19 protein-coding genes are annotated in these 21,078 nt (G+C 69.8%); all 19 read left to right on the top strand.

Annotated features, from left to right (window positions below):
- Nucleotides 1-10 precede the first annotated feature (10 nt).
- The 19 genes from lysA to atpA all read left to right on the top strand — a co-directional run bounded on the left by lysA (nt 11) and on the right by atpA (nt 21,078).
- A complete protein-coding gene (lysA, locus tag OHT74_RS12710) occupies nt 11-1,402 on the top strand; it encodes a diaminopimelate decarboxylase (protein WP_328620280.1) in 1,392 nt (463 codons plus the stop codon).
- Between the two features lie 167 nt (nt 1,403-1,569).
- Complete coding sequence (locus tag OHT74_RS12705) at nt 1,570-2,874, top strand: homoserine dehydrogenase (protein WP_266663704.1); 1,305 nt, start codon at nt 1,570-1,572, stop codon at nt 2,872-2,874.
- A gap of 6 nt (nt 2,875-2,880) precedes the next feature.
- Nucleotides 2,881-3,951: a threonine synthase gene (thrC, locus tag OHT74_RS12700; protein ID WP_266663703.1), complete on the top strand. Its 1,071-nt coding sequence runs from the start codon at nt 2,881-2,883 to the stop codon at nt 3,949-3,951.
- Between the two features lie 328 nt (nt 3,952-4,279).
- A complete protein-coding gene (gene thrB, locus OHT74_RS12695; RefSeq protein WP_266663702.1) occupies nt 4,280-5,206 on the top strand; it encodes a homoserine kinase in 927 nt (308 codons plus the stop codon).
- A 434-nt stretch (nt 5,207-5,640) separates the two neighbouring features.
- Nucleotides 5,641-7,773 carry a transcription termination factor Rho gene (rho, locus tag OHT74_RS12690; RefSeq protein WP_328620279.1) on the top strand — a complete coding sequence of 711 codons (2,133 nt, stop codon included), beginning with the start codon at nt 5,641-5,643 and terminating at the stop codon, nt 7,771-7,773.
- A 352-nt stretch (nt 7,774-8,125) separates the two neighbouring features.
- Entirely contained in the window at nt 8,126-9,232 is a 1,107-nt protein-coding gene (locus OHT74_RS12685; RefSeq protein ID WP_266663700.1) for an LCP family protein, read from the top strand.
- A 183-nt stretch (nt 9,233-9,415) separates the two neighbouring features.
- Entirely contained in the window at nt 9,416-9,634 is a 219-nt protein-coding gene (rpmE, locus tag OHT74_RS12680; protein WP_030153765.1) for a 50S ribosomal protein L31, read from the top strand.
- Between the two features lie 111 nt (nt 9,635-9,745).
- Entirely contained in the window at nt 9,746-10,825 is a 1,080-nt protein-coding gene (gene prfA / locus OHT74_RS12675; RefSeq protein WP_266663699.1) for a peptide chain release factor 1, read from the top strand.
- Between the two features lie 62 nt (nt 10,826-10,887).
- Entirely contained in the window at nt 10,888-11,733 is an 846-nt protein-coding gene (gene prmC, locus OHT74_RS12670) for a peptide chain release factor N(5)-glutamine methyltransferase (protein WP_054224694.1), read from the top strand.
- A 49-nt stretch (nt 11,734-11,782) separates the two neighbouring features.
- Nucleotides 11,783-12,430, top strand: a complete 648-nt coding sequence (locus OHT74_RS12665; RefSeq protein WP_008738155.1) for an L-threonylcarbamoyladenylate synthase — start codon at nt 11,783-11,785, stop codon at nt 12,428-12,430.
- On the top strand, nt 12,427-13,116 hold the full coding sequence (locus tag OHT74_RS12660) for an arsenate reductase/protein-tyrosine-phosphatase family protein (RefSeq protein WP_443047368.1): 690 nt from the start codon (nt 12,427-12,429) through the stop codon (nt 13,114-13,116). The genes OHT74_RS12665 and OHT74_RS12660 overlap by 4 nt, the downstream gene beginning before the upstream one ends.
- A gap of 76 nt (nt 13,117-13,192) precedes the next feature.
- Nucleotides 13,193-14,422 (top strand): serine hydroxymethyltransferase, encoded by a 1,230-nt coding sequence (gene glyA, locus OHT74_RS12655; RefSeq protein WP_266663698.1) that lies wholly within the window; start codon nt 13,193-13,195, stop codon nt 14,420-14,422.
- Between the two features lie 116 nt (nt 14,423-14,538).
- Nucleotides 14,539-15,861: an MraY family glycosyltransferase gene (locus tag OHT74_RS12650; RefSeq protein WP_266663697.1), complete on the top strand. Its 1,323-nt coding sequence runs from the start codon at nt 14,539-14,541 to the stop codon at nt 15,859-15,861.
- 276 nt (nt 15,862-16,137) lie between these two features.
- On the top strand, nt 16,138-16,584 hold the full coding sequence (locus OHT74_RS12645) for a hypothetical protein (RefSeq protein WP_266663695.1): 447 nt from the start codon (nt 16,138-16,140) through the stop codon (nt 16,582-16,584).
- Between the two features lie 225 nt (nt 16,585-16,809).
- Entirely contained in the window at nt 16,810-17,631 is an 822-nt protein-coding gene (atpB, locus tag OHT74_RS12640) for a F0F1 ATP synthase subunit A (protein WP_266663693.1), read from the top strand.
- Nucleotides 17,632-17,704: 73 nt separating this feature from the next.
- Nucleotides 17,705-17,956: a F0F1 ATP synthase subunit C gene (locus tag OHT74_RS12635; RefSeq protein WP_266663691.1), complete on the top strand. Its 252-nt coding sequence runs from the start codon at nt 17,705-17,707 to the stop codon at nt 17,954-17,956.
- A gap of 39 nt (nt 17,957-17,995) precedes the next feature.
- Nucleotides 17,996-18,541, top strand: coding sequence for a F0F1 ATP synthase subunit B (locus tag OHT74_RS12630; RefSeq protein ID WP_266663689.1), 546 nt, complete (start codon nt 17,996-17,998; stop codon nt 18,539-18,541).
- Nucleotides 18,538-19,353, top strand: coding sequence for a F0F1 ATP synthase subunit delta (locus OHT74_RS12625; protein ID WP_266663687.1), 816 nt, complete (start codon nt 18,538-18,540; stop codon nt 19,351-19,353). Before OHT74_RS12630 ends, OHT74_RS12625 begins: the two co-directional genes overlap by 4 nt.
- A 129-nt stretch (nt 19,354-19,482) precedes the next feature.
- On the top strand, nt 19,483-21,078 hold the full coding sequence (gene atpA, locus OHT74_RS12620) for a F0F1 ATP synthase subunit alpha (protein ID WP_266663685.1): 1,596 nt from the start codon (nt 19,483-19,485) through the stop codon (nt 21,076-21,078).

The raw sequence follows: 21,078 nt of genomic DNA, 5'->3' as shown, positions 1-21,078 counted from the left end.
AGAGATACCGATGAGCCGTTCCGCGCACCCCGCCGGGCCCCGCCACGCCGACGTCCTGCCCGAGGGGCACTACGCCCCGCCGCCCGCCGACCTCAACGCGCTCGACGAGAAGGTCTGGGCCCGGACCGTACGACGGAACCCCGACGGTGTCGTGACGGTGGGCGGCATCCCCGTCACCACCCTCGCCCAGGAGTTCGGGACGCCGGCCTACTTCCTCGACGAGGAGGACTTCCGGGCCCGGTGCCGGGCCTGGGCGCACGCCTTCGGGCCGGACGCCGACGTCTTCTACGCAGGGAAGGCGTTCCTCTCCAAGGCCGTCGTGAAGTGGCTTCAGGAAGAGGGCCTGAACCTCGACGTGTGTTCCGGCGGGGAGCTGGCCACCGCGCTGGCCGCCGGGATGCCCGCCGAGCGGATCGCCTTCCACGGCAACAACAAGTCCGCCCGGGAGATCACCCGGGCCGTCGAGGCCGGGGTCGGTCGCATCGTGCTCGACTCCTTCCAGGAGATCGCTCGAGTCGCGCACATCGCCCGTGAGCTCGGCGTACGCCAGCCCGTCCAGATCCGCGTGACCGTCGGCGTCGAGGCGCACACGCACGAGTTCATCGCGACCGCGCACGAGGACCAGAAGTTCGGCATCGCCGTCGCCGACGGCTGCGCGGCGGAGGCCGTCCGGCGCGTGCTCGGGCACGACAGCCTCGAGCTGCTCGGCGTCCACTCCCACATCGGCTCGCAGATCTTCGACATGGCCGGCTTCGAGGTCTCGGCCAAGCGGGTGGTCCGGCTGCTGGCCGCCGTGCGCGACGAGCACGGCGTCGAGCTGCCCGAGATCGACCTCGGCGGCGGCCTCGGCATCGCGTACACGTCCTCCGACGACCCGCGCGAGCCCCACGAGATCGCCAAGGCCCTGCACGAGATCGTCGCCCGCGAATGCGAGTCCGCCGGGCTGCGCGCGCCCCGCATCTCCGTCGAGCCCGGCCGGGCCATCGTCGGGCCCACCGCGTTCACGCTGTACGAGGTCGGCACGATCAAGCCGCTCGAGGGGCTGCGTACGTACGTCTCCGTCGACGGCGGCATGTCCGACAACATCCGCACCGCCCTCTACGACGCCGAGTACGCGGTCACCCTCGTCTCCCGTGTCTCGGACGCCGAGCCGATGCTCGTCCGCGTCGTCGGCAAGCACTGCGAGAGCGGTGACATCGTGGTGAAGGACGCCTTCCTGCCGGCCGACCTGGCCCCCGGGGACCTCCTCGCCGTACCCGCCACCGGGGCGTACTGCCGCTCCATGGCCAGCAACTACAACCACGCGCTGCGGCCGCCCGTCGTGGCCGTGCGCGACGGGGAGGCCCGAGTGATCGTCCGGCGCGAGACGGAGGAAGATCTCCTGCGTCTCGACCTCGGATGAACCGCATATTTCTGGGAGAAGCCCCCAGACCCCCAAAATAGGTGCCGATAGGTGTCTCACTCAATGGACCGAGGATGGAAAGTGCTGTCCATTGAGTGAGACTGGATGAGACCTGGCGCGCAACCCGCGCGCCGGGTGGTGATGGAAGATCGAAAGGCGTAGGTCGAATGATGCGTACGCGTCCGCTGAAGGTGGCGCTGCTGGGCTGTGGAGTGGTCGGCTCAGAGGTGGCGCGCATCATGACGACGCACGCCGACGATCTGACGGCCAGGATCGGCGCGCCCGTCGAGCTCGCCGGCGTGGCCGTGCGCCGTCCCTCCAAGGTGCGCGAGGGCATCGACCCGGCGCTGGTCACCACCGATGCGACCGCCCTCCTCAAACGCGGCGACATCGACGTCGCCATCGAGGTCATCGGCGGCATCGAGCCCGCCCGCACCCTCATCACCACGGCCTTCGAGCACGGCATCTCCGTCGTCTCGGCGAACAAGGCGCTGCTCGCCCAGGACGGCGCCGCGCTGCACGCTGCGGCCGAGCAGCACGGGCTGGACCTGTACTACGAGGCCGCCGTCGCCGGCGCCATCCCGCTGGTCCGCCCGATGCGCGAGTCCCTCGCCGGCGACAAGATCAACCGGGTGATGGGCATCGTCAACGGCACGACGAACTTCATCCTCGACAAGATGGACTCCACCGGCGCCGGGTACCAGGAGGCGCTCGACGAGGCCACGGCCCTCGGGTACGCCGAGGCCGACCCGACCGCCGACGTCGAGGGCTACGACGCCGCCGCCAAGGCCGCGATCCTGGCCGGCATCGCCTTCCACACCCGGGTCCGCCTCGACGACGTGTACCGCGAGGGCATGACCGAGGTCAGCGCCGCGGACTTCGCCTCCGCCAAGCGCATGGGCTGCACCATCAAGCTCCTCGCGATCCTGGAGCGCGCCGCGGACGGGCAGTCCGTCACCGCTCGAGTGCACCCGGCGATGATCCCGCTCAGCCACCCGCTGGCGTCCGTGCGCGAGGCGTACAACGCCGTCTTCGTCGAGGCGGAGGCCGCCGGGCGGCTCATGTTCTACGGGCCCGGCGCCGGCGGTTCTCCGACCGCCTCGGCGGTCCTGGGTGATCTCGTCGCCGTCTGCCGCAACAAGCTCGCCGAGGCAAAGGGGCCCGGCGAGTCGGCGTACACCCAGCTGCCGGTCAGCCCCATGGGCGACGTCGTCACGCGGTACCACATCAGCCTCGATGTGGCCGACAAGCCGGGCGTCCTCGCCCAGGTGGCGACGACGTTCGCGGAGCACGGTGTGTCCATCGATACCGTACGACAGCAAGGACGTCCGGACGGGGTCGGCAACGAGGCCTCCCTCGTCGTCGTCACCCACCGCGCACCCGACGCCGCCCTCTCCGGGACCGTCGAGGCGCTGCGGAAGCTGGACACCGTGCGCGGTGTCGCCAGCATCATGCGTGTTGAAGGGGAGTAAGGACCCATGAGCAGCAATCGCACCCACCAGTGGCGCGGCATCATCGAGGAGTACCGGGACCGCCTGCCGGTGACGGACGCCACTCCCGTGGTCACGCTCCGCGAGGGCGGCACTCCCCTCGTCCCCGCACAGGTGCTCTCCGAGCGCACCGGCTGCGAGGTGCACCTGAAGGTCGAGGGCGCGAACCCCACCGGGTCCTTCAAGGACCGCGGCATGACCATGGCCATCACCAAGGCCAAGGAGGACGGCGCCAAGGCCGTCATCTGCGCCTCCACGGGCAACACCTCGGCCTCCGCCGCCGCGTACGCGGTGCGCGCCGGGATGGTCTGCGCCGTCCTCGTGCCCCGCGGCAAGATCGCGCTCGGCAAGATGGGCCAGGCCCTCGTGCACGGCGCCAAGATCCTCCAGGTGGACGGCAACTTCGACGACTGCCTGGACCTGGCCCGCGCGCTGTCCGACAACTACCCGGTCGCGCTGGTCAATTCCGTCAACCCGGTGCGCATCGAGGGCCAGAAGACCGCCGCGTTCGAGATCGTCGACGCGCTCGGCGATGCCCCCGACATCCACGTACTGCCCGTCGGCAACGCCGGCAACATCACCGCGTACTGGAAGGGCTTCAAGGAGTACAAGGCCGACGGCCTGGCCTCCCGTACGCCCCGCGTGTGGGGTTTCCAGGCCTCCGGTTCCGCGCCCATCGTGCGCGGCGAGGTCGTCAAGGAGCCGCACACCATCGCGACCGCGATCCGCATCGGCAACCCGGCCTCGTGGGACTACGCGCTCGCCGCGCGCGACGAGTCGGGCGGCTTCATCGACGAGGTGACGGACCGCCAGATCCTGGCCGCCTACCGCCTGTTGGCTGCGCAGGAGGGCGTCTTCGTCGAGCCCGCCTCGGCCGCGTCCGTCGCCGGCCTGCTCAAGGCCGCCGAGCTGGGCCTGGTCGACCCCGGCCAGAGGATCGTATGCACCGTCACCGGAAACGGACTCAAGGACCCCGACTGGGCGGTCGCCGGCGCCCCGCAGCCGGTCACCATCCCGGTCGACGCGGAGGCCGCGGCCGTCCGCCTCGGCCTGGTCTGACCCGGTCCGACCCCGTGGCAGCACCCTGAGTTGCCGGGTTCCGGAAAGCCTCCGGAGCCCGGCAACTCGGGTCGTACGGCACAAAAGTCAACGGCATTCAGCGGAATCCACCGGAATCCACCGGAAGGAATCGACACGCATCGTGCGCCTCCTGTGCGCCCTATGTCGCGAGAGAACCTTCCTTCGATACGCTGTACTTACATCCGCCACCGCGCATATGACCGTGGTGCTGCCCAGAGGGCCTTCGGGTGTCGTACGTTCTCCAGTACATTCGCAGCGAGCCAGCGAAGATCTCGTCTCGCACAGTCACAAGGAGTGTCATCGGACGATGGCCGGTCCAGCGTTCCGCGCCGCCGCCGTACGGGTGCGCGTCCCCGCCAGCAGTGCCAACCTCGGCCCGGGCTTCGACGCCCTCGGCCTGGCCCTGGGGCTCTACGACGACGTAGTCGTCCGGGTGGCCGACTCCGGCCTGAACATCGACATCGCGGGCGAGGGCGCCGACAACCTCCCGCGGGACGAGAGCCACCTGCTCGTACGCTCCATGCGCACCGCCTTCGACCTGCTGGGCGGGCAGCCGCGCGGCCTCGAGGTCGTCTGCGCCAACCGCATCCCGCACGGCCGCGGCCTCGGGTCCTCCTCGGCCGCCATCTGCGCCGGCATCGTCGCCGCCCGAGCCGTGACCATAGGCGGAGAGGCCAAGCTCGACGACGCGGCCCTGCTCGAACTCGCCACCGAGATCGAGGGTCACCCCGACAACGTCGCCGCCTGTCTCCTCGGCGGCTTCACCCTCGCCTGGATGGACGGCGGCAGCGCCAAGGCGATCCGTATGGAGCCCGCCGGTTCCATCGTTCCGGTGGTCTTCGTCCCCTCCAAGCCGGTCCTGACGGAGACCGCGCGCGGCCTGCTGCCGCGCAACGTCCCGCACGTGGACGCGGCCGTGAACGCAGGTCGTGCAGCCCTGCTCGTCGAAGCCCTGACCAGGCGTCCCGAGTTGCTGCTGCCGGCCACCGAAGACCGGCTCCACCAGGAGTACCGGTCCCCGGCGATGCCCGAGAGCGTGGCACTCGTCAACCGGCTGCGGGCGGACGGCATCCCCGCAGTCATCTCCGGCGCGGGCCCCACGGTCCTCGCGCTGGTCGACAACGGCGCGGCCGACAAGGTCGCGCAGCTCGCGGGCGAGGGATGGGCGGCGAACCGGCTCGCCCTCGACGCCGCGGGCGCGAGCGTACTTCCGCTGGGCACCCAGGGCGGCTAGGCCGTATGGGCATACCCGCCAGGGGCGGGCGGTCAGGGCAGGCCGCCCGCGCGGAAGGCGCGATTGCCGGTGATTGAGAGGGGGAATATCTGTTGGATCCGGTAGTGTTACTCTCAAGTGTGCAGCCGAAGCCGCCATGGCTCGGTGCTCAGTGTCCCCATTCGGGACCACCTTTCTTCCGGGAGCCTCCCCGACTGCTTTGATCACTTCCAGCAGTTTCGAGCACGCTCCGGAATCGGCGTGACATTCCCACGCTTCCAGCTCGGGGGCTTCTCGCCGGAACCACCCATGCACGTTTCTCTCCGCCGTATCTCTATCGGCGGACCACCGCCCCGGCCGCGGTCCATGACCCATCAGGTAATGGTCCGTTGTCGGACAGCACAACCGGTCGCCGAGCCAGACAGGCCGACGTCCGCTCCAGGGAAGGACCCTTCGTGAGCGACACCACCGATCTGATGGGCGCTGCCGACACCAATGTCGACACCAGTGCCCCCGCCGCGGGCGCCGCGGCGACCACTGCCGGACGGCGGCGCCGCTCCGGCACCGGCCTCGAGGGCATGGTCCTGGCCGAGCTGCAGCAGGTCGCGTCGGGCCTCGGTATCAGGGGCACCGCGCGGATGCGCAAGAGCCAGCTGATCGAGGTCATCAAGGAGGCGCAGGCGGGCAGTGGTGCCCCCAAGGCCGCGGCTCCCGCCGCAGACGCCGCCGAGGCCAAGCCGAAGCGCCGCGCCACCAGCAAGGCCCGTACGGGTGAGGCCGCCGCCGAGGCGCCCGCCGAGAAGCCTGCCGCGCAGGCGCAGATCGAGATCCCGGGCCAGCCGGCCAGCGACGACGCCCCGGCCGGCGAGCGTCGCCGCCGTCGGGCCACGGCCCCCTCCGGCAGCCCGGAGACCGCGGCCCCCGCCGCCGTGCAGGTCGAGGCGAAGACCGAGACCGCCACCACCACCGCGACCGCGCCGGCCGAGGTCAAGGCCGAGGCCGCGACCGCCGTCTCCGCGCCCGCCCAGGAGGGCGAGGGCCGCGGCAGGCGTGACCGCCGCGACCGCGGGGACCGTGCCGAGCGCGGCGACCGCCAGCGTGACCGCCGCGACCGCGGTGCCAAGACCGACGAGCCGGGCCAGGGCGCCCCGGGCCAGGGCCAGGCCGGCCAGGGTCAGGGTGGCGGCCAGGGTGGCCAGGGCGGCGGCCGTGCCGACCGGCAGGACCGCCAGCAGCAGGGCGACCGTCAGGACCGCCAGCAGCAGGGCGGCCGTCAGGACCGTCAGCAGCAGGGCCGTCAGGACCGTCAGGGCCCCCAGGACAACGGCCCGCAGGACGACTTCGACGGCGAGGACGGTCGTCGCGGTCGTCGTGGCCGCTACCGCGACCGCCGTGGCCGTCGTGGCCGCGACGAGTTCGCGCCGAGCGAGCCGCAGGTCGCCGACGACGACGTCCTGATCCCCGTCGCGGGCATCCTGGACATCCTCGACAACTACGCGTTCATCCGGACCTCGGGCTACCTGCCCGGCCCCAACGACGTGTACGTCTCCCTCGCCCAGGTCCGCAAGGCGGGTCTGCGCAAGGGCGACCACACCACCGGTGCCGTGCGCCAGCCCAAGGACGGCGAGCGCCGCGAGAAGTTCAACGCCCTCGTGCGTCTGGACTCGGTGAACGGAATGGCGCCCGAATCCGGCCGCGGCCGACCGGAGTTCCAGAAGCTGACCCCGCTGTACCCCCAGGACCGGCTCCGTCTGGAGACCGACCCGGGCGTGCTGACGACCCGCATCATCGACCTCGTGTCGCCGATCGGCAAGGGCCAGCGCGGCCTGATCGTGGCCCCGCCGAAGACCGGCAAGACCATGATCATGCAGGCGATCGCCAACGCGATCACCGTCAACAACCCCGAGTGCCACCTGATGGTCGTCCTGGTCGACGAGCGTCCGGAAGAGGTCACCGACATGCAGCGGTCGGTCAAGGGCGAGGTCATCTCCTCGACCTTCGACCGCCCGGCCGAGGACCACACCACCGTCGCCGAGCTGGCCATCGAGCGCGCCAAGCGCCTCGTCGAGCTGGGTCACGACGTGGTCGTCCTGCTGGACTCCATCACCCGTCTGGGCCGCGCGTACAACCTCTCGGCTCCCGCCTCCGGCCGCATCCTGTCCGGTGGTGTCGACTCGACCGCGCTGTACCCGCCGAAGCGCTTCTTCGGTGCCGCGCGCAACATCGAGGACGGCGGCTCGCTGACCATCCTGGCCACCGCGCTGGTCGACACCGGCTCGCGCATGGACGAGGTGATCTTCGAGGAGTTCAAGGGCACCGGCAACATGGAGCTCAAGCTCGACCGCAAGCTCGCCGACAAGCGCATCTTCCCGGCCGTCGACGTCGACCCGTCGGGCACCCGCAAGGAGGAGATCCTCCTCAACAGCGAGGAGCTCGCCATCGTCTGGAAGCTGCGCCGGGTGCTGCACGCGCTCGATTCGCAGCAGGCCATCGAGCTCCTGCTCGACAAGATGAAGCAGACGAAGTCGAACGCCGAGTTCCTGATGCAGATCGCCAAGACGACCCCGTCGGGCAAGAACGACGACTGACCGTCGCCGCACCGCATCACCGAGGCCGCCCCCACCGCACACGCGGTGGGGGCGGTTCCGTGTTTTCGGCGTGTTTTCGGGCGTTTTTGCGCGTTTTTGCAGGTGCGAGCTTCGCCACACTCGCGGTTTTCGTGAACCTCGCAGCCGCGGCGTGCGTCCCCCCGGGAAACCGCAGGTGGGCGCGGTGCCACGCCGCGCACCTCCCGCCCCGGCCGCCGCGGTGCACGTGGCAGGGGGCCCGCGTCGGCCGTGGAACCCTGGGGGGCGTTCGGCCGTCTGTGTCAGAGGGCAGTGCGGGGAAGGCCACTGGGCCGGGCATCCGGCCGGGAACGCATTCAGGACTGAGGAGAGCATGAGCGAGGACAGCAGTGGCAGCGGCCGGCGTGCCGCGGGCCGGCGCCGACGGAAACCCTCGAAGGGGCGCAAGGCCCTCGTCATCGCCGCGTGGAGCGCCGCCGGCGTGGTCCTCCTGGGCGGGGCGGGTCTCGGCTGGTTCTACTTCCACCTGAACGGGAACCTGAAGACGGTCGACATCGACCAGGCGCTCGGCACGGACCGTCCGCAGAACGTGGACAACGGCTCGATGGACATCCTCGTCCTCGGCTCCGACTCCCGCGGCGGCGCCAATTCCGAGTACGGCCGGGACGACGGCGGCTCGGCCCGCTCCGACACGGCGATGATCGTCCACCTCTACGAGGGCCACAAGCAGGCCACCGTCGTCTCGATCCCGCGCGACACGATGGTCAACCGGCCGCCGTGCACGCTGGGCAACGGCAAGACCGACCGCGGCAGCTCGCGCTCGCAGTTCAACGAGTCGTTCACCATCGGCGGGGCCGCCTGCGCGGTCAAGACCGTCGAGAAGATGTCGGGGATCCGCATGGACCACTACATCGAGGTCGACTTCACGGGCTTCAAGAAGATCATCGACAACCTCGGCGGCGTCCAGCTCACCACCACCAAGCCCATCAAGGACGACGGGAGCCACCTCGACCTCCCGGCCGGCCCCAACAAGCTGAACGGTGAGCAGGCCCTGGGCCTCGTACGGACCCGCAAGAGCGTCGGCGACGGCAGCGACCTGGGCCGAATACAACTCCAGCAGGCGTTCATGAAGGCCCTGATCAAGCAGGTCAGGGGCATCGGCATCTTCGACAACCCGAAGCGGCTGCTCGACCTCGCCGACACCGGCACCAAGGCGCTCACCACCGACAAGTCGCTCGGCGACGTGAAGTCCCTCATGGGCTTCGCCCAGAGCCTCCAGGGCATCGACGCCCAGAACATGAAGATGATCACGCTGCCTGTGACGGTGGACGCGCGCGACACCGACCGCGTCGCCCCGCTCACCAAGGAGTCCCAGATGGTCTGGAGCGCCCTCCTGGCCGACCAGCCGGTCCCCGCCGAGGCCACTGCCAACTCGATGGGCGACAAGGGAACGGCCGGCGGGATCGTCCAGCAGCCGTAAAAGGCCTGCTCAGGGGCGTCCTGCAACAAGCCGGAATAGATGCCGCTCCCGCCCCGTTGAGGGAGGCGTCCTCAGAATTTTGACAGGCAGCCCGGTCCTGGCAGACTGGTCTGTCGGCCCCGGTTCACGCAGTGCGCAATTCGGCTCCTGCGACCCGGCGCCCTCCCGAATCTAGGAGACACCTTGAAGCGCGATGTTCACCCCGAGTACGTCGAGACCCAGGTCAGCTGCACCTGTGGCGCGTCGTTCACCACCCGTAGCACCCTGACCGAGGGCACCATCCGTGCCGAGGTCTGCTCCGAGTGCCACCCGTTCTACACGGGCAAGCAGAAGATCCTCGACACCGGTGGCCGTGTCGCCCGCTTCGAGGCCCGCTTCGGCAAGGCTGCCGGCTCGAAGTAGCGAGCCCCCGGCGCCGGACCCCGGCTGCACCCTGTCCACACGGGGGCAGCCGGACCGGCGCCTTTGTCGTCCCGCAGCCCTTTTTCGTACTTTTCACCCCAGGAGCCCCCGATGTTCGAGGCGGTCGAGGAACTGGTCGGCGAGCACGCCGACCTTGAGAAGAAGCTCGCCGACCCTTCGGTCCACTCGGATCAGGCCAACGCGCGCAAGCTCAACAAGCGCTATGCGGAACTGACCCCGATCGTCGCGACCTTCCGTGCCTGGAAGCAGTCCGCCGAGGACATCGAGACGGCGAAGGAGTTCGCGGCCGACGACCCCGACTTCGTGGCCGAGGTGAAGGAACTGAGCGCGCAGCGCGAGGAGCTCACCGAGAAGCTCCGCCTGCTGCTCGTCCCGCGCGACCCCAGCGACGACAAGGACGTGCTCCTGGAGATCAAGGCGGGCGCGGGCGGCGACGAGTCCGCCCTGTTCGCCGGCGACCTGCTGCGCATGTACCTGCGCTACGCAGAGCGCGTGGGCTGGAAGACCGAGATCATCGACTCCACCGAGTCCGAGCTCGGCGGCTACAAGGACGTCCAGGTCTCCGTCCGCACCAAGGGCGGCAACGGTGCCACCGAGCCCGGCCAGGGCGTCTGGGCCCGTATGAAGTACGAGGGCGGCGTGCACCGCGTCCAGCGTGTTCCGGCCACCGAGTCCCAGGGCCGCATCCACACCTCCGCCGCCGGCGTGCTCGTCACCCCGGAGGCCGAGGAGGTCGAGGTCGAGATCAACATGAACGACCTCCGCATCGACGTGTACCGCTCGTCGGGCCCCGGCGGCCAGTCCGTCAACACCACCGACTCGGCCGTGCGCATCACGCACGTCCCGACCGGTGTGGTCGCCTCCTGCCAGAACGAGAAGAGCCAGCTCCAGAACAAGGAGCAGGCGATGCGCATCCTCCGGTCGCGCCTGCTGGCCGCGGCCCAGGAGGCCGCCGAGCAGGAGGCCTCCGACGTGCGCCGCAGCCAGGTGCGCTCGGTCGACCGCTCCGAGAAGATCCGTACGTACAACTACCCGGAAAACCGGATCTCGGACCACCGGACCGGATTCAAGGCGTACAACTTGGACCAGGTGCTCGACGGCGACCTCGATTCGATGATCCAGGCCTGCGTCGACGCGGACTCGGCCGCCAAGCTGGCGTCCGCGCACTGATCCCCGCCTGACCAGCTCCACCCCCGCACCACCCCCGTACGACAGCAGCCCGGAGGACCAGCGTGAACTTGCTGCTTGCCGAGGTGGCCCAGGCCACCCAGCGGCTGGCCGCCGCCGGCGTGCCCTCACCGCGCTTCGATGCGGAGGAGCTCGCGGCCTTCGTGCACGGCGTCAAGCGGGGGGAACTGCACCACGTCAAGGACGCGGACTTCGACGCCCGCTACTGGGAGGCCGTCGCCCGCCGCGAGGCGCGCGAGCCGCTCCAGCACATCACCGGCCGCGCCTTCTTCCGGTACCTGGAGCTCCAGGTCGGGCCCGGGGTCTTCGTGCCCCGGCCCGAGACCGAGTCGGTGGTGGACTGGGCCATACACGCCGTCCGGGCGATGGACGTCGTCGAACCGCTGATCGTGGACCTGTGCACCGGGTCCGGCGCCATCGCGCTGGCCATGGCGCAGGAGGTGCCGCGCTCGCGCGTGCACGCGGTCGAGCTGTCCGAGGAAGCCCTGCGGTGGACCCGCAAGAACGCCGAGGGCTCCCGGGTCACCGTCCACCAGGGCGACGCGCTGAGCGCGCTGCCCGAGCTGGACGGGCAGGTCGACCTGGTGATCTCGAACCCGCCGTACATCCCGCTCACCGAGTGGGAGTACGTGGCCCCCGAGGCCCGCGACCACGACCCGGAGATGGCCCTCTTCTCCGGTGAGGACGGCCTCGACACCATCCGCGGCATCGAGCGCACCGCGCACCGGCTGCTGCGGCCGGGCGGCATCGTCGTCATCGAGCACGCCGACACGCAGGGCGGGCAGGTCCCGTGGATCTTCGCGGAGGAGCGCGGCTGGGCCGACGCCGCCGACCATCCCGACCTGAACAACCGCCCGCGCTTCGCCACCGCCCGCAAGGCCCTGCCGTGACGGGCGCGACCCACCCCTCCACCCCCCTGCTGCACGAGGAGTCCCGCTGATGGCCCGGCGATACGACTGCAACGACGCGACGGACCGCAAGACGGGCCTGCGTGAAGCCGCATCCGCCGTGCGCCGCGGCGAGCTTGTCGTGCTGCCCACCGACACCCTCTACGGGATCGGCGCGGACGCCTTCAGCGCAGAGGCCGTCGGTGACCTGCTCGCCGCCAAGGGGCGCGGCCGCAACATGCCGACCCCGGTGCTCATCGGCTCCCCGAACACCCTGCACGGCCTCGTCACGGACTTCTCCGAGCAGGCCTGGGAGCTCGTCGACGCCTTCTGGCCGGGCGCGCTGACGCTGGTTGCCAAGCACCAGCCCTCGCTCGCCTGGGACCTGGGGGAGACCCGCGGCACCGTGGCCGTCCGCATGCCGCTGCACCCCGTCGCCATCGAGCTGCTCACCGAGGTCGGCCCGATGGCCGTGTCCTCGGCGAACCTGTCCGGGCACCCGGCGCCGGAGGACTGCGACGCGGCGCGCGAGATGCTGGGCGACTCCGTGTCCGTGTACCTGGACGGCGGTCCGACGCCCGGGATCCAGCCGTCGTCGATCGTCGACGTCACCGGGAAGGTTCCCGTCCTGCTGCGCGAGGGGGCGCTGACCGCCGAGCAGCTGCGGGAGGTCGTACCCGACCTCGAGGTGGCCCCGTGAGCCCTCAGGGGCGTGGCATAGCAAGCGGGCACACCTCCGGCGGCAGCCACGGCTGGGGGGACTCCCACCCGGCGGCGGCCGGAGGGGGCACCTTCCGCATCCTCCACGTCAGCACCGGCAACGTGTGCCGCTCGCCCATCACCGAGCGGCTGACCCGGCATGCGCTGGCGCACCGGCTGGGGGGCATCCCGGCGAGCGACCTGATCGTGGAGAGCGCGGGGACCTGGGGCCACGAGGGAGCCCCGATGGAGGCGAACGCGGCGGCCGTGCTCGCGGACTTCGGTGCGGACGCCTCCGGTTTCACCGGGCGGGAGCTCCTCGACGAGCACGTCATACGCGCCGACCTGGTGCTGACCGCTACGCGCGACCACCGTGCGCAGGTCATCTCGATGGGGCACTCGGCGGGGCTGCGGACGTTCACGCTGAAGGAGTTCACGCGGCTGGTGCGGGCCATAGATCCGGCCACGCTGCCGCCGCTGGACGACGGTGTCGCCGAGCGGGCCCGTGCCCTGGTGCGGGCTGCGGCCGCGCTTCGCGGGTGGCTGCTGGCACCTTCGCCGGACGCGGACGAGGTGTACGACCCGTACGGGGCGCCGATCACCTTCTTCCGCTCGATCGGCGACGAGATCAACCAGGCGCTCGACCCGGTGGTCACGGCCCTGACGGGCGTCACGACCCGGCGCTGACGGGCTTCTCCGCAGGGCGGGATCAGGGCCCCGGGCCTAGAGTGGGCCTATCCGGGACCGGCCACTGGGAGTCGCCATGAGCGTCATCACCCCGCCCACGGACCTGCTGCGGCAGCAGGATCCGCAGATGGCCGACGTGCTCGCAGGGGAGGCGCAGCGCCAGGCCACCACCCTGCAGCTGAGCGCCGCCGAGAACTTCACCTCGCCCGCCGTGCTGGCAGCGCTCGGCTCGGCGCTCGCCAACAAGTACGCCGAGGGTTATCCCGGCCATCGGTACCACGGCGGCTGCGAGTACGCGGACCTCGCCGAAGGGCTGGCCGTCGAGCGGGCCCGCGCGCTGTTCGGGGTCGAGCACGCCAACGTGCAGCCGCATTCCGGTTCCGCCGCCGTGCTGGCCGCGTACGCCGCTCTGCTGCGGCCCGGGGACACGGTGCTGGCGATGGGGCTCCCGTACGGCGGGCACCTCACCCACGGTTCGCCGGCCAACTTCTCCGGACGCTGGTTCGACTTCGTCGGGTACGGGGTCGATGCCGAGAGCGGCCTCATCGACTACCGGCAGGTGCAGGAGCTGGCGCGGGCGCACCGGCCCAAGGCGATCGTCTGCGGGTCGATCTCCTACTCGCGGCACCCGGAGTACTCGGTGTTCCGGGAGATCGCCGACGAGGTCGGGGCCTACCTCATTGCGGACGCCGCCCATCCGATCGGGCTCGTCGCGGGCGGGGCCGCGCCCAGCCCCGTCCCGTACGCCGACATCGTCTGCGCGACGACCCACAAGGTGCTGCGCGGCCCGCGCGGCGGGATGGTCCTGTGCGGCGCCGAGTTCGCCGAGCGGATCGACCGGGCGGTGTTCCCCTTCACACAGGGGGGCGCCCAGATGCACACCATCGCCGCCAAGGCGGTGGCCTTCGGCGAGGCCGCGGCGCCCGCGTTCACCACGTACGCCCATCGGGTGGTGGCCAACGCCCGGGTGCTGGCCGATGCGCTCGCGGCCAACGGCTTCGCGGTGACGACGGGCGGCACCGACACCCATCTGATCACCGCCGACCCGGCCCCGCTCGGCATCGACGGTGCGACCGCCCGCGGCCGGCTCGCCGCCGCAGGCATCGTGCTGGACACCTGCGCCCTCCCGTACGGGGACCAGCGCGGCATCCGGCTCGGTACGGCGGCCGTCACCACCCAGGGCATGCGGGAGCCCGAGATGGCCCGGATCGCCGCCCTGTTCACCGCCGCACTGCGCGGGGAACCGGCGAACCCCCGCGCGGAAGTGGCCGAGCTGACGCGCGGATTTCCCCCGTACGGGGCGTAAGGCGGACAAGCGGGGCGTACCGCAACCGGGATACCGCCCCCTCGCGTCCTCGGTGAGGGGTACATCGCAGCTAATGTGTGGGGCTGAGATGGCCGGCGATACATCTGGGGCAGCCCGTGCGTGAATATCTGCTGACGCTTTGCGTCACGGTCGCGGTGACCTACCTGCTCACCGGGCCCGTGCGGAAGTTCGCGATCGCGGCCGGTGCAATGCCGGAGATCCGCGCCCGCGACGTGCACCGCGAGCCCACTCCGCGGCTCGGCGGCATCGCCATGTTCGGCGGACTGTGCGCGGGGCTGCTGGTCGCCGACCACCTGCGCAGCCTCAACGGCGTCTTCGAGCTGTCGAACGAACCGCGGGCGCTGCTCTCCGGAGCGGCCCTGATCTGGCTGATCGGCGTGCTCGACGACAAGTTCGAGATCGACGCCCTGATCAAGCTCGGCGCGCAGATGATCGCCGCCGGTGTGATGGTCATGCAGGGTCTGACGATGCTGTGGATCCCCGTCCCGGGCATCGGGACGGTCGCGCTGACCCAGTGGCAGGGCAACCTGCTCACCGTGGCCCTCGTGGTGATCACCATCAACGCGGTGAACTTCGTGGACGGCCTCGACGGCCTGGCCGCCGGCATGGTCTGCATCGCAGCCGCGGCGTTCTTCCTGTACTCGTACCGGATCTGGTTCGGCTACGGGATCGAGGCGGCCGCGCCCGCGACGCTGTTCGCCGCGATCCTGATGGGCATGTGCCTGGGCTTCCTGCCGCACAACATGCATCCGGCCCGGATCTTCATGGGCGACTCCGGATCGATGCTGATCGGGCTGGTGCTCGCCGCCTCCGCGATCTCGATCACCGGGCAGGTGGACCCGGACACCATGGCCCTGTTCGCCGGCGGCGAGCGCAACGCCACGCACGCGATGCTCCCGGTCTTCATTCCGCTTCTGCTCCCGCTGACGATCATTGCGATCCCGATGGCGGACCTGATCCTGGCCATCGTGCGGCGTACGTGGAAGGGCCAGTCGCCCTTCGCGGCCGACCGCGGGCACCTGCACCACCGGCTGCTGGAACTCGGGCATTCGCACAGCCGTGCGGTGATGATCATGTACTTCTGGTCGGGGCTGATCGCCTTCGGCGCGGTGGCCTATTCGGTGCACTCCGCCTCGATGTGGATCGTGCTCGCCATCGTCGCGCTGAGCGCGGTGGGCCTGATCCTGCTGCTCCTGCCGCGCTTCACCCCGCGCGCCCCGCGGTGGGCCGAGGGTCTGGTCCCGCCCCGCTACCGGCACGCGGAGCGCGCCGCCGAGGCGGCCGCGCAGGATGCCTCGGGTCGCGAGCCGGAGCCCGCCAGGCCGGTCAGGGTCGGCGTCTCGGGCGTCAACGGAGCGACCGCGGTAGGCCCCCGTTCGCGCTTCCCCGACCGGCGTAAGGCGGAGTCGACGCGCTGACGGCCGCAGCGCATGTCCGACATGGGCGTCCTTTAGCACACACAACGGCGGCTTGTCGCGCACACACGGGCGGGTTAGCTCTCATGTGTGACAGTCAGCACACTTCGCAGGTAAAGCTCTCATCAAATAGTTTGTGATACCGTTCACTAAACCCGGCGACAGAGCCGAAGGACCGTAGTGCGACGGTCCATTGGCCCGAGGCTCGATCTCGGCCCGGGCTTACGCTCGTCCCGTACGAGTCCCGTATACCCCCACCACCACGCGGAGCCATGCGCCATGCTGTCCGATGACGCCCGATCCCTTCTGCACACCGCTGTACCCACTGCCGTCGCCGGCGCCATCGCCGCAATCGTCAGCGGTGTCGTCGCGGGCAGCAAGGGGGCGATCGGGGCTGTCATTGCGACTCTGGTCGTGATTCTTTTCATGGGGATCGGCTTCGTCGTCCTGCAACGCACGGCACGATCGCTGCCGCATCTGTTTCAGATGATGGGTCTCGTCCTGTACACGACCCAGATTCTGCTGCTCTTCGTCTTCGTCGCCGTCTTCCGAGACACGACGTTGTTCAACCCCAAGGCATTCGCGATCACACTCGTCGCAGCGACGCTTGTCTGGATCGCTGCGCAAGCGCGCGCGCACATGAAGGCCAAGATCCTTTACGTCGAGCCCGAAGCCGCCAAGGGTGACAAGGGTGACAAGCCCGAAAACACGGGGTCCTCGTCGTGAACGGTAGGGGCGGAATAAGTGCTCGTTCGAGATCCTGCTATCGTCCGGTGCCAACTGCGGCATCGCGGGCGCGGGCATCTGAGCTGACGCCTGCTCAATCGCGAGGCTCTATGCCTGCAAGCCGCCCCCACATCCGTAAGACCAGTCCCGTGCCGAACCGCGGCTGCGCGCCGCGCCGACACAACGAGGTTGCCGTACCTATGCGCCACGCTGAAGGAGCCCGCGGTGAGTGCTGACCCGACGCAGGTGCTCGCCTTCGAGACCGATTGCCACATCTTCGACGGCTGTGGCTTCCCGGCTCCTGGCCTGCACTCGTTCATGTTCGAGCCGATCTTCGGCGACGCGAACAGCAACGTCTACTTCAACAAGACGATGCTGCTCGCCCTGCTCGGGACCGTCGTCATCGTCGGATTCTTCTGGGCGGCATTCCGCAAGCCGAAGCTGGTTCCCGGAAAGCTCCAGATGGTCGGCGAGGCCGGCTACGACTTCGTGCGCCGCGGCATCGTCTACGAGACGCTGGGCAGGAAGGAAGGCGAGAAGTACGTCCCCTTCATGGTGGCGACCTTCTTCTTCGTCTGGATGATGAACCTCTGGTCGATCATCCCGCTCGCCCAGTTCCCGGTGACCTCGGTCATCGCGTACCCGGCCGCCCTGGCTCTCGTCATCTACTTCATGTGGATGTCGGTCACGTTCAAGCGTCACGGGTTCGTCGGCGGTCTCAAGAACCTCACGGGCTACGACAAGTCGCTCGGCGGGATCCTGCCGCTGGTCATGCTCATCGAGTTCTTCTCGAACGTGATCGTCCGCCCGTTCACGCACGCGGTCCGTCTGTTCGCGAACATGTTCGCCGGTCACACCCTGCTGCTGCTCTTCACGATCGCCAGCTGGTACCTGCTGAACGGCATCGGCATTGCCTACGCGAGTGTGTCGTTCGTGATGGTCATCGTCATGACCGCGTTCGAGCTCTTCATCCAGGCTGTCCAGGCCTACGTCTTCGTGCTGCTGGCCTGCAGCTTCATCCAGGGCGCCGTCGCCGAGCACCACTGACCGCCCACCCCCAAACCATCAGACGTCCGGTGGCCAACCCCCACCGGTCCATGAAAGAGAAGGAAGAACCGGCATGTCCGCTCTCGCGCAGACCCTCGCCGCTGGCGTCGAAATCAAGGGCAACCTCGGCTCGATCGGCTACGGCCTCGCCGCCATCGGCCCCGGCGTCGGCGTCGGCATCATCTTCGGTAACGGCACCTCGGCCCTGGCCCGCCAGCCCGAGGCCGCCGGCCTGATCCGCGCCAACCAGATCCTCGGTTTCGCCTTCTGTGAGGCGCTCGCCCTCATCGGTCTGGTCATGCCGTTCGTCTACCCGACCAGCTGATCCGGTAGCGAACAGACCCTTTAGACGGAAGGCACTGATGTGAACCCTCTGGTTCAGCTCGCGGCGGAAGAGGCGGAAAACCCCCTCATCCCGCCGATCCCCGAGCTGGTCATCGGTCTGATCGCCTTCGTCATCGTCTTCGGTTTCCTCGCGAAGAAGCTCCTCCCGAACATCAACAAGGTTCTGGAAGAGCGTCGCGAGACCATCGAGGGCGGTATCGAAAAGGCGGAAGCCGCTCAGACCGAGGCCCAGAGCGTGCTGGAGCAGTACAAGGCCCAGCTCGCCGAAGCCCGGCACGAGGCCGCGCGCCTGCGCCAGGAAGCGCTGGAGCAGGGCACTGCGCTCAAGGAAGAACTGCGCGCAGAGGGCCAGCGGCAGCGTGAGGAGATCATCGCTGCCGGCCACGCCCAGATCGCGGCCGACCGCAAGGCTGCCTCGCAGGCACTGCGTCAGGACGTGGGCAAGCTCGCCACCGACCTGGCCGGAAAGCTCGTCGGCGAGTCCCTCGAGGACCACGCCCGGCAGAGCCGCACGATCGACCGCTTCCTCGGCGAGCTCGAGGAGAAGGCCGAGGCGGCCCGATGAACGGAGCGAGCCGCGAGGCGCTGGCCTCCGCGCGCGAGCGTCTCGACGCGCTGACGGACAACACGTCCGTCGACGCGGCGAAGCTCGCCGGTGAGCTGGCTGCCGTCACCGCGCTGCTCGACCGTGAGGTCTCGCTGCGTCGGGTCATCACGGACCCGGCGCAGTCCGGCGAGGCCAAGGCCGAGCTGGTGCGTCGACTGCTGGGTACCCAGGTCGACGGGGAAACCCTCGACCTGGTGTCGGGCATGGCCCGGTCCCGCTGGTCGCAGTCCCGCGACCTGGTGGACTCGCTCGAGGAGCTGGCGGCCACCGCCGACCTCACGGCGGCCCAGCAGGCGGGCGCGCTCGACAACGTCGAGGACGAGCTGTTCCGCTTCGGCCGGATCGTCGCCTCGAACACCGAGCTGCGTGCCGCGCTGACCGATCGGGCGGCCACCGTCGCCGCCAAGAGCACGCTGCTGGACAGCCTGCTCGGCGGCAAGGCGAACGCCGTCACCGCGCGTCTCGTCACGCGTCTCGTCACGCACCCGCGTGGACGTAGCCTGGAAGCGGGACTCGAGTCCCTTTCCAAGCTCGCCGCCGAGCGTCGTGACCGCATGGTCGCCACCGTGACCAGCGCGGTTCCGCTCAGCGACGTGCAGAAGGCGCGTCTCGGCGCGGTGCTGGCCAAGCTGTACGGCCGCCAGATGCACCTGAACCTCGACGTGGACCCCGAGGTCCTCGGCGGGATCTCGGTGCGAGTCGGCGACGAGGTCATCGACGGCACCATCGCGGACCGCCTCGCCGAGGCGTCGCGCCGCATGGCCGGCTGACCAGCCACCAATAGAACAACGCATTTCCAGCGGCCCGGTTGGGCCGTGCAGAACTTGCAGAAGATTCCTGGGGGTCGCCCCCAGACCCCTAAGAAGCTTCAGGCCCAACAAGGAGAGCAGGGAACCCAGATGGCGGAGCTCACGATCCGGCCGGAGGAGATCCGGGACGCACTGGAGAACTTTGTCCAGTCGTACCAGCCGGACGCGGCCTCGCGCGAGGAGGTCGGAACGGTCAGCGTTGCCGGCGACGGCATCGCGAAGGTGGAGGGCCTGCCCTCCGCCATGGCGAACGAGCTGCTGAAGTTCGAGGACGGCACCCTCGGTCTCGCCCTCAACCTCGAGGAGCGCGAGATCGGTGCGGTCGTCCTCGGCGAGTTCAGCGGTATCGAGGAGGGCCAGCCGGTGCAGCGCACCGGTGAGGTGCTCTCCGTCGGCGTCGGCGAGGGCTACCTCGGCCGCGTCGTCGACCCGCTCGGCAACCCGATCGACGGTCTCGGCGAGATCGCGACCGAAGGCCGTCGCGCCCTGGAGCTGCAGGCTCCGGGCGTCATGGTCCGTAAGTCGGTGCACGAGCCCATGCAGACCGGCTACAAGGCCATCGACGCCATGGTGCCCGTCGGCCGTGGTCAGCGTCAGCTGATCATCGGCGACCGTCAGACGGGTAAGACCGCTCTGGCCGTCGACACGATCATCAACCAGCGCGACAACTGGCGCTCGGGCGACGTGAACAAGCAGGTTCGCTGCATCTACGTCGCCATCGGCCAGAAGGGCTCGACCATCGCGTCGGTCCGCGGCGCCCTGGAAGACGCCGGCGCGCTCGAGTACACGACGATCGTCGCCGCCCCGGCGTCCGACCCGGCCGGCTTCAAGTACCTGGCGCCGTACACCGGTTCCGCCATCGGCCAGCACTGGATGTACGCCGGCAAGCACGTCCTGATCATCTTCGACGACCTGTCGAAGCAGGCCGACGCCTACCGCGCCGTGTCGCTGCTGCTGCGCCGCCCGCCGGGCCGCGAGGCCTACCCGGGTGACGTCTTCTACCTGCACTCCCGTCTGCTGGAGCGCTGCGCGAAGCTGTCCGACGACATGGGTGCCGGTTCGATGACCGGTCTGCCGATCGTCGAGACCAAGGCGAACGACGTGTCGGCGTTCATCCCGACCAACGTCATCTCCATCACCGACGGCCAGTGCTTCCTGGAGTCCGACCTGTTCAACGCGGGCCAGCGCCCGGCGCTGAACGTCGGTATCTCGGTCTCCCGCGTCGGTGGCTCCGCCCAGCACAAGGCCATGAAGCAGGTTTCCGGCCGTCTGCGTCTGGACCTCGCCCAGTACCGTGAGCTGGAGGCGTTCGCCGCCTTCGGTTCCGACCTGGACGCCGCCTCGAAGTCCTCGCTGGAGCGCGGCAAGCGCCTGGTCGAGCTGCTGAAGCAGGGCCAGTACCAGCCGATGCCCGTCGAGGAGCAGGTCGTCTCCGTCTGGGCCGGCACCACCGGCAAGATGGATGACGTCCCGGTCAACGACATCCGCCGCTTCGAGTCGGAGCTGCTGGAGCACCTGCGCCGCGAGCGCAAGGACCTCCTGACCTCCATCGCGGACGGCGGCAAGATGTCGGACGACACCCTGTCCTCCATCGCGGACGCCATCGCCGGCTTCAAGCGCCAGTTCGAGACCTCGGACGGCAAGCTCCTGGGCGAGGACGCACCGGCCGTCAACGTCTCCAAGTGA

This window comes from Streptomyces sp. NBC_00354, from assembly GCF_036106915.1.
In the GTDB taxonomy this organism is placed as follows: domain Bacteria; phylum Actinomycetota; class Actinomycetes; order Streptomycetales; family Streptomycetaceae; genus Streptomyces.
This window is presented reverse-complemented; position numbering and strand designations above follow the sequence as displayed.